This window comes from Pseudonocardia humida (assembly GCF_023898865.1).
GTDB classification, from domain to species: domain Bacteria; phylum Actinomycetota; class Actinomycetes; order Mycobacteriales; family Pseudonocardiaceae; genus Pseudonocardia; species Pseudonocardia humida.
The window spans coordinates 97,830-111,275 of the sequence record NZ_JAGSOV010000015.1; the positions used below are offsets into that span (position 1 = coordinate 97,830).

The 13,446-nt window shown below is 73.9% G+C and carries 11 protein-coding genes; 2 read left to right on the forward strand and 9 right to left on the reverse strand.

The genetic code is table 11. From position 1 onward, the window contains the following. Positions 1 to 49 precede the first annotated feature (49 nt). The 5 genes from KDL28_RS07170 to KDL28_RS07190 form a co-directional block, all read right to left on the reverse strand. Entirely contained in the window at positions 50 to 445 is a 396-nt protein-coding gene (locus KDL28_RS07170; RefSeq protein WP_372496903.1) for a cytidine deaminase, read from the reverse strand. Then, the gene (locus KDL28_RS07175) at positions 438 to 1,709 is read right to left on the reverse strand and encodes an ABC transporter permease (RefSeq protein ID WP_252436491.1); all 1,272 of its coding nucleotides are present in this window, start codon (positions 1,707 to 1,709) and stop codon (positions 438 to 440) included. The genes KDL28_RS07170 and KDL28_RS07175 overlap by 8 nt, the downstream gene beginning before the upstream one ends. A 52-nt stretch (positions 1,710 to 1,761) precedes the next feature. After that, positions 1,762 to 2,853, reverse strand: coding sequence for an ABC transporter permease (locus KDL28_RS07180; RefSeq protein ID WP_252436492.1), 1,092 nt, complete (start codon positions 2,851 to 2,853; stop codon positions 1,762 to 1,764). Continuing rightward, positions 2,850 to 4,535 carry an ABC transporter ATP-binding protein gene (locus KDL28_RS07185; RefSeq protein ID WP_252436494.1) on the reverse strand — a complete coding sequence of 562 codons (1,686 nt, stop codon included), beginning with the start codon at positions 4,533 to 4,535 and terminating at the stop codon, positions 2,850 to 2,852. The genes KDL28_RS07180 and KDL28_RS07185 overlap by 4 nt, the downstream gene beginning before the upstream one ends. Before the next feature lie 72 nt (positions 4,536 to 4,607). Next, positions 4,608 to 5,756 carry a BMP family lipoprotein gene (locus tag KDL28_RS07190; RefSeq protein ID WP_252436495.1) on the reverse strand — a complete coding sequence of 383 codons (1,149 nt, stop codon included), beginning with the start codon at positions 5,754 to 5,756 and terminating at the stop codon, positions 4,608 to 4,610. Between the two features lie 255 nt (positions 5,757 to 6,011). On the opposite strand from KDL28_RS07190, the gene KDL28_RS07195 reads away from it, so the two are divergent. Further along, positions 6,012 to 7,226, forward strand: coding sequence for a D-alanyl-D-alanine carboxypeptidase family protein (locus KDL28_RS07195; protein WP_252436497.1), 1,215 nt, complete (start codon positions 6,012 to 6,014; stop codon positions 7,224 to 7,226). 13 nt (positions 7,227 to 7,239) lie between these two features. Here the strand turns inward: KDL28_RS07195 and yhjD are convergent, their stop codons facing one another. The 3 genes from yhjD to KDL28_RS07210 all read right to left on the reverse strand — a co-directional run bounded on the left by yhjD (position 7,240) and on the right by KDL28_RS07210 (position 9,592). Continuing rightward, positions 7,240 to 8,238 (reverse strand): inner membrane protein YhjD, encoded by a 999-nt coding sequence (gene yhjD, locus KDL28_RS07200; RefSeq protein ID WP_256501043.1) that lies wholly within the window; start codon positions 8,236 to 8,238, stop codon positions 7,240 to 7,242. A gap of 93 nt (positions 8,239 to 8,331) precedes the next feature. Beyond that, positions 8,332 to 9,351 (reverse strand): tryptophan--tRNA ligase, encoded by a 1,020-nt coding sequence (trpS, locus tag KDL28_RS07205; protein ID WP_252436500.1) that lies wholly within the window; start codon positions 9,349 to 9,351, stop codon positions 8,332 to 8,334. Between the two features lie 13 nt (positions 9,352 to 9,364). After that, positions 9,365 to 9,592: a hypothetical protein gene (locus tag KDL28_RS07210; protein WP_252436502.1), complete on the reverse strand. Its 228-nt coding sequence runs from the start codon at positions 9,590 to 9,592 to the stop codon at positions 9,365 to 9,367. 176 nt (positions 9,593 to 9,768) lie between these two features. Between KDL28_RS07210 and KDL28_RS07215 the strand changes: the two genes are divergently transcribed. Next, the gene (locus KDL28_RS07215) at positions 9,769 to 10,632 is read left to right on the forward strand and encodes an alpha/beta fold hydrolase (protein WP_252436503.1); all 864 of its coding nucleotides are present in this window, start codon (positions 9,769 to 9,771) and stop codon (positions 10,630 to 10,632) included. 108 nt (positions 10,633 to 10,740) lie between these two features. Here KDL28_RS07215 and KDL28_RS07220 read toward each other — a convergent pair whose 3' ends face one another. Continuing rightward, complete coding sequence (locus tag KDL28_RS07220) at positions 10,741 to 13,353, reverse strand: bifunctional FO biosynthesis protein CofGH (protein WP_252436505.1); 2,613 nt, start codon at positions 13,351 to 13,353, stop codon at positions 10,741 to 10,743. Between the last annotated feature and the right edge of the window lie 93 nt (positions 13,354 to 13,446).

Sequence of the window (13,446 nt, forward strand, 5' to 3'; positions counted from 1 at the left end):
ACCCTTCCAGCCGGGGGCCGGGCGGGGCGAGCCGAGGCCCTCGTGCGGGTCAGGGGAGCTGTTCGGGGCCGAAGGCGTCGGGGAGGACGTCGCGCATGGGCAGCACGCCGCGGGGGGTGTCGATGAGGCAGTCGGGGCCGCCGAGCTCGTAGAGCACCTGGCGGCACCGGCCGCACGGCATCAGCAGCTCGCCCGAGCCCGAGCGGCACGCGACGGCGGTGAACCGGCCGCCACCGGTGAGCCGCAGCTGCCCGGCCATCGTGCACTCCGCGCACAGCCCCAGGCCGTAGCTGGCGTTCTCCACGTTGCAGCCGACGACGACCCGCCCGTCGTCGCACTCCGCGGCGGCCCCGACGTGCAGGCCGGAGTACGGCGCGTACGCCGATCCGGCGGCCTCGACGGCCTTGGCCCGGAGGGACTCCCAGTCGGTGCTCGCGCTAGTCACCCTCACCCCTGCGGTACTCGACGCCGTCGGCGGCCGGTGGTCGCAACCGCTGCGAGGCGACCGCCAGCACCAGCAGCGTGACCAGCTGCGGGGCGTAGGCGGCGAACTCGCGCGGCACGGTCTCGATGGTCATGTAGACCGCGTAGACCAGCACCCCGGCGATCGCGGCGACGGCCGCGCCGCGCCAGTTGCGCCGGGCCGCCCACCACAGCGCGACGCCGACGGCGAGCACCGTGGCGCCGTAGAGCAGCGCGTGCACGGCCTCCCCGCCTGCCCGCAACTGGACGCCGTCGACGTAGCCGAACAGCGCCGAGCCGGCCAGCAGCCCGCCGGGGCGCCAGTTGCCGAAGATCATGGCGGCCAGGCCGATGTAGCCGCGGCCGCCGGTCTGGCCCTCCAGGTAGCCCAGCTGGCCCGGGTTCAGGGCGAGCGCCGCCCCGCCCAGCCCGGCCAGCGCGCCGGAGGCGATGACCGCGATGTACTTGTGCAGGTAGACGTTGACCCCGAGCGACTCGGCGGCCACCGGGTTCTCCCCGCAGGAGCGCAGCCGCAGCCCGAACCGGGTGCGCCAGAGCACCAGGTAGCTGATCGGGACCAGCGCGAAGCCGATCACGATGAGCGGGGTCAGGCCGCTGATCAGCCCACCGAGCAGGCCGGCGACGTCGGACAGCAGCACCCGCTGCTCCCGCTCCACCGCGAGCAGCCCGTCGGCAACCGGCTGCACCGAGAACGTCTCGAAGCCATCGACGCGCGGCGACTGGCGCGGGTTCTGCGACACCGGAAGGAACAGCAGCGTCGACAGGTACTTGGTGACGCCCATGCCGAGCAGGGTGATCGCGACGCCGGAGACGATGTGGTTGACGTTGAACGTGACCGTCGCGACGGCGTGCAGCGCGCCGCCCAGCGCGCCGAACACCAGCCCGCCGACCACCGCGGCCCACGGCCCCCACTGGTAGCCGGCCCACGCCGCGCCCCAGGTGCCGAGGATCATCATGCCCTCGAGCCCGATGTTGATCACGCCGGCGCGCTCGGCCCACAGCCCGCCGAGGCCGGCGAACAGGATGGGCAGCAGCAGCAGCACGGCGGCCTGGGTGGTGCCGCGCGAGGTGAGCTGGACCTGGCCGGTGAGGGTGGCGGTCAGCGACAGCAGGCCGACGCCGATCGCCACGACGATCACCGCCCGCAGCCACGCCGGGATGCGCCGGCGACCCGTCGCCTTCGTCGCGGGCGCGCCCGCGGTGGGGCGGTCGGTCACGGTGGTCATGCGGTGCCTCCCGGCGCCTTCGGCGCGACCCCGTCGGGGAACGCTGGCGCGCTCATGCCTTGACCTCCTCGGCCGGCGCCGCAGACGCGGCGCGCAGCTGCGCGGCGACCCGGCGCTGCTCGGCGGCCAGCTCGTAGCGGCGCACGATCTCGTAGGCGACCACCACCGACAGCACCACCGAGCCCTGCATGATCAGCACGATCTCCCTCGGCACCCCGACGTTGTCCAGGGCCAGCGCGGACTTGTCCAGGAACGCCCACAGCAGCGCGCCCAGCGCGATGCCGAACGGGTGGTTGCGGCCCAGCAGCGCCACCGCGATGCCGGTGAAGCCGTAGCCCTGCGGGGAGGTCAGCGTGTAGGCGAAGTCGCGCCCGACCAGCTCGGGCAGCCCGACCAGGCCGGCGACCGCGCCGGACATCAGCAGCGCGATGATCGTCATCCGGCGGGCGTTCACGCCGCCCGCGGTGGCCGCGGTGTCGGACTCGCCGGACGCCTTGAGCTCGAAGCCGAAGCGGGTGCGGTCGAGCAGGAACGCGTAGCCCAGGCCGAGCAGCGCGGCCACGAACACCATCCCGAACAGCGTCCCGCTCGAGCCGAAGGAGATGCCGGGGAACTGGCCGCTGGGCGGGATCGGGTCGGTGGAGATGTTGTTGCCGCGCAGCACGCCGAACGAGTCGGGCCGGATCAGGAACGCGATCAGGCCGGTGGCCAGGAAGTTCAGCATGATCGTCGAGATGACCTCGCTGACCCCGCGGAACGCCTTGAGCAGCGCGGCGATCCCGGCCCACGCCGCGCCGACCACCATCGCGACCAGCAGGATGACGATCGTGTGCAGCACCGGCGGCAGCACCAGCGTGCCGCCGACGATGGCCGCGACGCACGCGGCCAGCCGGTACTGGCCCTCGATGCCGATGTTGAACAGCTTCATCTGGAAGCCGATCGCCACGGCCAGCCCGGCGATGTAGTAGATGGCGCCGCTGTTGAGGATGTCGATCGCGGTGGTGCCCTCGCCGACCTGGGTGATCATCACCCGCAGCGCGGTGAGCGGCGAGTCGCCGCTGATCAGCAGCGCGACCGCGCAGAGCAGCGCGGCGAAGACGATGGCCAGCGCCGGGGGGAGCAGCACCGTGCGGACGCGCGTCATGCCGTGCTCTCTCCCGTCCTCGGCTCCTGCGTGCCCCCGGTCCCGTCCGCGGCGCGGTGGCGCCCGCCGCCCGCACCGTCGTCGACACCGTCGTCCGGGTGGGGATCGGGCGGCGGCTCGGGCGGCGCCCCGGCGCCACCGGGCTGCCCGCCGGCGCCGGTCATCGCCGAGCCCAGCTCCTCGGGGGTCACCGTGGCCGGGTCGGCGTCGGCCACCAGCCGCCCGCGCAGCATGACCTTGATCGTGTCCGACAGGCCGATCAGCTCGTCGAGGTCGGCGCTGATCAGCAGCACGGCCAGCCCGGCGGCGCGGGCCCGGCGCAGCTCGGCCCAGATGCCCGCCTGGGCGCCGACGTCGACGCCGCGGGTGGGGTGCGAGGCGATCAGCAGCACCGGGTCGCCGGAGAGCTCGCGGCCGACCACCAGCTTCTGCTGGTTGCCGCCCGACAGCGCGGCCGCCGGCACGTCGACGCCGGGGGTGCGCACGTCGAACTCGCGCACGATCCGCTCGGTGTCGCGGCGGGCCGCGGCCCGGTCGAGCAGGCCGAGCGGGCCGCCGCGCGACACCGGCGGGCGGCTCTGGTGGCCGAGGATGCGGTTGACCCACAGCGGCTGGGTGGCCAGCAGGCCGTGCCGGGTGCGGTCCTCGGGGATGTAGCCGATGCCGGCCTCGCGGCGCTGCAGCGTGGTGGCCCGGCTGATGTCGGTGCCGGAGAGGGTGATCGTGCCGGACGCCGCCCGACGCATCCCCATGATCGTCTCGACGAGCTCGGTCTGGCCGTTGCCCTCGACGCCGGCGATGCCCAGCACCTCGCCCGCGCGCACCACCAGGTCGACGTCGGCCAGCAGCGCGCGCCCCCCGGCCTCGCCGGGCAGCTGCAGGCCGGAGACCCGCAGCACCTCCCGGTCGGTGACGGTGGAGTCGGTGGTGCTCGGCGTGGGCAGCTCGCTGCCGACCATCATCTCGGCCAGCTGGCGGGTGGTGACGGTGTGCGGGTCGGCGGTGCCGACCGAGGTGCCGCGGCGGATCACCGTGATCGAGTCGGCGATGGCCCGGACCTCGTCGAGCTTGTGGGAGATGAACAGGAAGGTGAAGCCCTCCGACCGCATGTTCCGCACGGTCTCGAACAGCTCCTCGACCTCCTGGGGCACCAGCACCGCGGTGGGCTCGTCCAGGATGACCGTGCGGGCGCCGCGGTAGAGCACCTTGAGGATCTCCACGCGCTGCCGGTCGGCCACCCCGAGGCGCTCGACGAGCACGTCGTGGCCGACGTCGAGGCCGACCGTGCGGGACAGCTCGGCGATGCGCTTCCGCGCCTTCGCGCCGATCCCGTGCATGGCCTCCGCCCCGAGCACCACGTTCTCCAGCACGGTCAGGTTGTCGGCGAGCATGAAGTGCTGGTGCACCATGCCGATGCCCGCCCTGATCGCGTCGGACGGCGAGCGGAAGCGCACCGGCTTCCCGTCGACGGCGATCGTGCCCTCGTCGGGCTGCTGCATCCCGTAGAGGATCTTCATCAGGGTGGACTTGCCGGCGCCGTTCTCACCGCACAGCGCGTGCACCTCGCCGCGGCGCACGCTCAGGTGGATGTCGCTGTTGGCGACCACGCCGGGGAACCGCTTCGTGATCCCGGTCAGCTCCACGGCGAACTCGGCGTCGGTCCCGGTGTCGGATCCGACCATCGGGCCACCCTTCCATCCGGGTCGGGGGGCCGGGGTCGCGCGGACCCCGGCCCCCCGATCACGGACTGCCGGTCAGGACGAGGGCGTCGTCTCGACCGTGATGCTGCCGGAGATGATCGCCGACTTGTAGGCGTCGAGGTCGGGCACGATGTCGTCGACCTTGCCGCCTGAGGTGGCGTAGCCGACGCCGTCGACCTTGAGGTCGAAGATCTCGGGCAGCGTGCTCAGGTCGGCGGCCGCGACGGCGTTGATGTAGTCGAACACCGCGACGTCGACGCGCTTGAGCATCGAGGTCATGATGATGTCCCTGGTGTCCGCGTAGGACGGGATGTTGTACTGGTCGGAGTCGACCCCGATGGCCAGCTTGTTCGCGGCCTTGACGGCCTGGAACACGCCCTGCCCCGACGCGCCGGCGGCGTGGTAGATGATGTCCGCGCCGCCGTCGAGCTCACCCCCGGCCACGACCTGGCCCTTGGCCGGGTCGTTGAAGCCGGTGAAGTCGCCCGCCGGGCTGAGGTACTTGACGTCGACCTCGATGTCCGGCGCGACGGCCTTGGCGCCCTGCACGTAGCCCGCCTCGAACTTCTGGATCAGCGGCTGCTCGACGCCACCCACGAAGCCGATCTTGCAGGTGGTGGTCTTGAGCGCGGCGGCCGCGCCGACCAGGAACGAGCCCTGCTCCTCGGCGAAGATCAGCGGCGTCACGTTCGGCAGCTCGACGGAGCTGTCGTCGACGATCGCGAACTGCACCTGCGGGGCCTCGGCGGCGACCACGCCCAGCGCGGTGGCGTACTTGAAGCCCACCGCGATGATCGGGTTGAAGCCCTCGGAGACCAGCTGGCGCAGCCGGGTGGCGGCGGCGTCCTCGCTCTCGTTGGCCGCGGCCGCGAGCTCCTTGACGTTGCCGGGGGCCACGCCGAGGTCGGCGATCGCCTTCTCCAGGCCGGCCGCGGCGGCGTCGTTGAACGAGCCGTCGCCGCGTCCGCCGATGTCGTAGGCCAGCCCGACCTTCAGGCCGCTGCCGTCGGCGTTGGGCTGCGCCGGGGCCGGGGTGGCCGCGGCGGCACCGCCGGTGGGCGCGGGGTTGCGCGCGCACTGCTCACCGCTGGTGCCACCGCCACCCGCGGGCTCGGTGGTCCCGGTGTCACGGGCACAGCCCACGAGCACCAGCGCGCTGGTCAGCACGGCGGCCGCCAACACGAATCCTCGTCTCATCCGCATGGATCACAAGCTCCTGTTCCGACCGGCCCCGATGACCACCGGCACGACGACGTCGGGCAACGTAACCGACGTCCCGCCCGGTTCACGTGAACGACCTACCGGCGTGACCGAATCGTCGGCTCCGGTCCGTGACGGCGATGTCACCCCATGTCAACGGATCACTGCGCAGCGCGACCACCCGCGAGTACGTTCCGTGGTCGGGGGTGTCCAGGCCGGCGGCCCCGGGGGCGACGGCCCGCCCGTAGAGTCGGCGGCGTGCGACGGGCCGCGGTACTGGCGATCGTGGCGGCCCTCGGTGCGGTGACCGGCGCCGCCCACCCCGTCGAGGCGGTCGCCGCGCCCGCGATCTCCGCCGCCGCCCCGGCCGCGGCGTGCCCCGATCAGGTGGTCCCGCCACCCCCTCCCGCCGACGAGGAGTCGGCCGCGCCCGCGCCCCTGCCCCTGCCGGTCCCGGACGAGCCGGTCGGCGGGCCGTCGCTGGGCTGCGGGGAGATCGCGGCGACGGCCGCGCCGCTGCCGGTGATCGCCGCCGCCTCGTTCGTGCTGGCCGACCTCGACACCGGCGGGATCCTGGCCACCCGGGCCCCGCACGCCCGGCACCGCCCGGCGTCCACGCTGAAGGTGCTCACCGCGCTGGTCGTGCTGCGCGACCTCGACCCCGACCTCGTCGTCGACGGCACGCCGGAGGACCTGCGCGTCGTCGGCAGCAAGGCCGGCATCGGCCCCGGCGGGCGCTACACGGTGCGCGAGCTGCTGCACGGGCTGCTGCTCAACTCCGGCAACGACACCGCGCAGGCGCTGGCCAGGGTGCTCGGCGGCGACGCAGCCGCGGTGGCCCGGATGGCGGCGCTGGCCCGCGAGCTGGGCGCGCTGGACACCCGTCCGGCCACCCCGTCGGGCCTGGACGGACCGGGCATGTCGTCCTCGGCGTACGACGTGGCGCTGCTGTACCGGGTGGCGATGCGCGACCCGCTCTTCGCCACGACGATCGCCACCCCGTCGGTGCTCTTCCCCGGCTACGACGCCGAGCACCCCGCGTTCGAGCTGTTCAACTCCAGCCGGCTGCTGACCGGCTACCCCGGCTCCCTGGGCAGCAAGACCGGCTTCACCGATGCCGCCCGGCACACCGTGGTCAGCGCGGCCCAGCGCGACGGCCGACGGCTGGTGGTGGCGGTGATGCGCGGCGAGAACCAGCCGGCACCGCTGTGGCGGCAGGCCGCGACGCTGCTGGACTGGGGCTTCGCGCAGCCGGTCGGCACCCCGCCCGTCGGCGTGCTGGTCGACCGGGCACCCGCGCCCCCGGCCGCGACGACCGCACCGGTCGCGGACCGGGAGCCGGTCGGGTCGCGCCCGGCCACGCCCACGACCGGCATGTCGGCGGGCGCGGTGCTCGTCCTGCTGGGCAGCCTGGCCGGGATCGCCGCGCTTGCCCTGGTGGCGGCGCTGGTCGCGACCAGGCGCCGGCGCTGACGCCCGACCCGGGTCAGCGCCTCCGGCCGAGCAGCAGGCGGCCGCCGAGCAGGCCGCCCAGCAGCCCGGCGCCCAGCAGCCCGGCCGCGGTGCCGGTGGACGGTCCCGACCGCACCTCGACCTCCTGGCGGATCACCGCGGGCCCCGGCACCGGGACCTCCTCCGGCTGCTCGTTCTCCTTCGCGGTCGCCGCCCACGCCGTCACGAACAGCACGAAGCGCGAGGCGAAGAACACGAACACCAGCAGGCCCAGGAACGACCCGAAGATCGCCCCGCTGGGCGAGCTGGTCACCGAGGTCAGGTAGATGGTCATGACCTGCTTGAGGATCTCGAAGCCGACCGCGCCGAGCAGGGCGGCCTTCGCCGCGCTGCGCAGCGTCGCGTGCTCGCGCGGCAGCCGGGCGATCACCCACAGGAAGATCAGCCAGTTCGCGGTGATGCCGAGGATGATGCCGAGCACGCGCAGCAGGACCTCGGCCCAGATCTGGTCGCCGAACCCCCAGATGTTGAGCACGTCGGTGGCGAAGCCGGAGGCGAACCCGGTGATGCCGAACGAGCCGACGAGCGCGAGCCCCAGCCCGCCCAGCGCGAGCAGGTCGAACAGCAGCCGCTTGAGCATGGCCGGGGTCTCCGGGACCTGCGCCCACTGCTCGGACAGCGCCTCGCGCAGGTTCGACATCCACCCGACCCCGGAGTACAGGGCGCCGATCAGGCCGAAGATGCCGACCGCGTCGCGCTGGTCGATGGCCTGGTTGATGATCGGGTTGATGGTCTCGGCCAGGCTGGGCGGCACGTTCTCCGCGATCGAGACCTTCAGCTCCTCGAGCAGGTCCGGGTTGAAGAACAGCACGTACCCCGCCGCCGCGAACGCGATCATGATCAGCGGGACGAGCGACAGCACGCTGAAGAAGGTGATCGCCGCGGCGTAGTGGTCGCCGTGGCGCTCGGTGTAGCGCCCGCCCGCCTTGATGACGTGGTCGAGCCAGTGGTAGCGCGCCCTCAGCTGCTCCAGCTTGGACGGCGCGTCCGCTCCGCCACCCTTCCCGGCGCCCTTCTCCGCGTCATGGTGATCAGCAGCGGCGGGTGCGGACACGCTGGTACCCCTCTACGTCGGTGGCAAGAAGCCGATCCTGTCGTGGACGGCGGCCAGCGTCGCGCTGGAGACCTCGCGCGCCCGGGTGGCCCCGCGGGCGAGGATCCGGTCGAGCTCGGCGGGATCGTCCAGATAGAGCCGTACCCGTTCGGCGAGCGGAGTAGTGAATTCGACGACGACGTCAGCCAGATCCTTCTTCAGGTCGCCGTAGCCGCGCCCGGCGTACTCGGCCTCCAGCTCGGAGACCTTCCGCTCGGTGAGCGCCGCGTAGATCGTCAGCAGGTTGGAGACGCCGGGCTTGGCCACCGGGTCGTAGCGGACCTCCCGCTCGGTGTCGGTGACCGCGGAGCGGATCTTCTTGGCCGACGCCTTCGGGTCGTCGAGCAGGTCGACGATGCCGCCGGGGCTGGAGCCCGACTTGCTCATCTTGGCCGACGGGTCCTGCAGGTCCTGGATCTTGGCCGCCCCGGTGAGGATGTAGGGCTCGGGCACCACGAACGTGCGCCCGAAGCGGGAGTTGAACCGCTGGGCCAGGTCGCGCGTCAGCTCCACGTGCTGGCGCTGGTCCTCGCCCACCGGGACCCGGTCGGCCTGGTAGAGCAGGATGTCGGCGGCCTGCAGGATCGGGTAGGTGAACAGCCCGACGGTGGCCCGGTCGGAGCCCTGCTTGGCCGACTTGTCCTTGAACTGGGTCATCCGGCTGGCCTCGCCGAACCCGGTGAGGCAGCCCAGCACCCAGGCCAGCTGCGCGTGCTCGGGCACGTGCGACTGGACGAACAGCGTGCAGCGGTCGGGGTCGAGGCCCAGGGCCAGCAGCTGCGCCGCGGCGTTGCGGGTGCGGTGGGCCAGCGTCTTCGGGTCGTGCTCGACGGTGATGGCGTGCAGGTCGGGCACGAAGTAGAAGGCGTCGTGGTCGTCCTGCAGGCCGACCCACTGGCGGACCGCGCCGAGGTAGTTGCCCAGGTGGAACGAGTCCGCGGTCGGCTGGATGCCGGAGAGCACCCGCGGGCGGCGGTCGGAGGCGGCGGTCATGGCGCCGATTCTCTCAGCCCCGCTGAGCGATTTCCCCGGGGGCGCCGTCGCCGGGGACCGCCGACCGGACGTCGGCGCCCGGCGTCGGCGGCACCGGCTCGGCGTCGCCACCGCGGTGCACCTCGACGACGTTGTTGTCCAGGTCGATCGGGCCCAGCCGCCACGGCTGCTCGCCGTCGCCCGCCTCGGCGGACTCGTCGCGGATCCTCGGCCCGGGGAACATCTCGCCCAGCACGCCCATGCCGTCCACGCTACGCCCCGCGCCCCGCGCCCCCTGACGTCAGGAAAGCCACCATCAGGACGCCGGACGTCCTGATGGTGGCTTTCCTGACACCGGGTCGGGGAGCGGGCGGGCGGCCGGCGCGACGAGGTCCCGCACGGGATGCCCCGACCGAGCGGCCCATAGGCTGTCCGCTCGTGGACCGGCCCGAAGTGATCGCAGTGGACGCCGGGCCGGTGGCGCTCAGCGCCCGGTCCTGGCCCGACGGCTCCGCCCGACCGGTGGTGCTCGTGCACGGGCTCTCGTCCAACGCCCGGTTGTGGGACGGCGTCGCCGGGCACCTCGCCGCCGCCGGGCACCCGGTGCTCGCGGTCGACCTGCGCGGGCACGGCGCGTCCGCCGACGTCCCGGACACCGACACCGACGACCCGGACGCGCCCCCCACCGACCCCACCCGGACCGCGGCGCAGGACCTGGACGCCGTCTGCGCCGACCTCGGCTGGTCCGCGCCGGTGGTGGCCGGTCACTCGTGGGGCGCCAACATCGCCCTGCAGCTCGCCACCGACCGCCCCGACCTGGTCCACGGACTGGCGCTGGTGGAAGGCGGGTGGCTGCACCTGGGCGACCAGTGGCCGACCCTGGACGACGCGTGGGGGATGCTCGCCCCGCCCCGGTTCGACGGGGTCGGCGCCGAGGCGCTGCGCGAGAGCATGCGCGAGGGCCACCCGGGGTGGACCGAGGCGGCGGTCGAGGCCGCGATGGGCAACCTGCGCGAACGCGAGGACGGCACCGTCACCCCGCGGCTGGACCGCGAGCGGCACCGCGCGATCCTCGGCAGCATGCTGCGCCACCGGCCGCGGTCGCTGTACGGCCTGGTCCGCTGCCCGGTCCGGCTGCTCGCCGCCTTCTCCCCCGCCGGCCCGCCGCGCAAGCACCAGCAGGTCGCCGAGGCCCTCGCCGCCCTGGCGGACGGCGAGCTGGTGGAGTTCCCCGGAGACGACCACGACCTGCACGCCCAGCAGCCCGCCCGCGTCGCCGAGATCATCGCCGGCTTGACCTGACCCCACGCGCGGGTCGCCCCCACCCCGTTGGGTTCAGGAAGGCCACGATGCTGAACCCAGAGGGCAGCATCGTGGCTTTCCTGAACTCGGGGCGGGCGGGAGAGAGCGTCAGGCTGGGGTGAGGGGGAGGAGGCGGGGGGCGGTGCCGGGGGCCGGCTCGACCCGCGACGGCTCGCCCCGGTAGGTGGTGGTGCGCTGGCGGACCGGGCGGCCCGCGGCGGTCGCGATCGCGGCCAGCTCGGCGACCGAGCGGGCCGAGCCGTTCTCCGAGCCGGCCATCCGGCTGATCGTCTCCTCCATCAGCGTGCCGCCCATGTCGTCGGCGCCGCCCCGCAGGACCCGCGCCGCGAGGTCGTCGCCGAGCTTCACCCACGAGCACTGGATGTGGTCGATGCGCCCGTGCAGGGCCAGCCGGGCGAACGCGTGCACGGCCCGGTTGTCGCGCTCGGTGGGGCCCGGGCGGGCCAGGCCGGCCAGGTAGATCGGGGCGTGCTGGTGCACGAACGGCAGCGGCACGAACTCGGTGAGGCCGCCCGTCCGGTCCTGCAGGGCCGCGAGCGTGCGCAGGTGCCCGAGCCAGTGGCGGGGCTCGTCGACGTGGCCGTACATCATCGTCGAGGACGACGCGATGCCCAGCTCGTGCGCGGTGGTGACCACCTCGATCCACTGCGCGGCCGGCAGCTTGCCCTTGGTCAGCACCCAGCGGACCTCGTCGTCGAGGATCTCCGCGGCCGTTCCGGGGATGGAGCCCAGCCCGGCGTCGCGCAGCTCGGTGAGCCACTCCCGGACCGACACCCCGGCCTTGGCCGCGGCGCTGACGATCTCCATCGGGGAGAACGCGTGCACGTGCATGTCGGGCACGGCGGCCTTCACCGATCGGACCAGGTCGGCGTAGAAGGTGACCGGGAGCTGCGGGTCGATGCCGCCCTGCACGCAGATCTCGGTGGCGCCGTCGGCGGCGGCCTCCACGGCCCGCGCGGTGACCTCGTCCAGCGACAGCCGGAAGGCGTCGGCGTCGCGCTCGCGCTGGGCGAACGCGCAGAACCGGCAGCCCACGTAGCAGACGTTCGAGAAGTTGATGTTGCGGTTGACCACGTAGGTGACGTCGTCGCCGACGACCTGGGCGCGCAGCGCGTCGGCCAGCCCGGTCAGCTCCTCCAGCGCCGGACCGTCGGCCAGGATCAGCGCCATCGCGGCGGTGTGGTTGGCCGGGTCGAGCAGCGCGGCCGGGTCCGACCCGGCGAGCCGCAGCCCGGCCCGGACGTCGGCGTCGAGGCGCTCGGGGGCGGCCTGGCGGGTGGCGGCCAGCTCGTCGCGCAGGGCGTCCCAGTCGCCGTAGACGGAGTCGAAGTCGCCGCGGCGGTCGTCGGTGCGGCCCTCGTCGTCGATGGCGGTGTGCAGGTCGGTGCGCCCGCTGGAGGCGAAGCCGCCGTCGGGCTCCTGCCACGGCCGGCCGACGACCTCGGCGCCCTCGTCGGCCAGCCCGGTCGCGGCCTCGGCCAGCGCGGCCACGTGGGCGTGCAGCCGGGTGTCGATCCACGGCGAGCCGGCCCGCACGTACTTCGGGTAGGCCGTCAGCCGCTCGCGCAGGGTGAACCCGGCCGCGGCCGAGCGGGTGGCCAGCTCGTCGATGGCCGGCCACGGGCGCTCGGGGTTGACGTGGTCGGCGGTGACCGGGGAGACCCCGCCCCAGTCGTCGATGCCGGCCCGCAGCATCAGCGCGAACTCCTCACCCACCAGGTTCGGCGGGGCCTGCAGGCGCATCCCCGGCCCCAGCACCAACCGGGCGACGGCGATGGTGGCGGCCAGCTCGACCAGCGACGCGTCGGGCTCGTTGCGCATCGCGGTGTCCGGCTTGGCCCGGAAGTTCTGCACGATGACTTCCTGGATGTGCCCGTGCGCGCGGGCGGCCGAGCGGATCGCGAACAGCGAGTCGGCCCGCTCGGTGCGGGTCTCGCCGATGCCGATCAGGATGCCGGTCGTGAAGGGCACGCCCACCCGGCCGGCGTCGGTCAGCGTGCGCAGCCGGACCGCGGGGTCCTTGTCGGGGCTGCCGTAGTGCGGCCCGCCCGGCTGGCTCCACAGCCGCCCGGCCGTGGTCTCCAGCATCATGCCCATGCTCGGCGCGACCGGCTTGAGCCTGGTCAGCTCGGCCCAGCTCAGCACCCCCGGGTTGAGGTGCGGCAGCAACCCGGTCTCCTCCAGCACCGCGATCGCGCACGCGCGCACGTAGTCGAGGGTGGAGTCGTAGCCGCGCTCGTCGAGCCACTGCCGGGCCGCGGGCCAGCGGTCCTCCGGCCGGTCGCCGAGGGTGAACAGCGCTTCCTTGCAGCCCTGCGCCGCTCCGGCCCTGGCGATCTCCAGCACCTCGTCGCGCTCCAGGAACGCGGCAGGCAGCCGGTGCGGGACCGTCGCGAACGTGCAGTAGTGGCAGCGGTCGCGGCAGAGCCGGGTGAGCGGGATGAAGACCTTGCGGGAGTAGGTCACCACCCCGGGGCGACCTTCGGCGACCAGCCCGGCGTCGCGCACGCGGGAGGCGATCGCCAGCAGCTCGTCGAGGTGCTCGCCGCGCGCGCCGATCAGGACCGCGGCCTCGGTGACGTCGAGGGCGGCGCCGTCGCGCGCTCGGCGCAGCGCCCGGCGCAGCGCGGTGGGGGTCGGGGCCGGGTCGGCCGGAACGGTGTCGGACTGCGGAACCACGGGCGGCGGCAGGTCGACCATGACCCGAACAGTAGGTCGCCACGACAGCCCCGGTCGACTCCCCCGGCGTGGGCACGATCACGACCGCGGGGCGCCCGCGACCGGAATAAACGC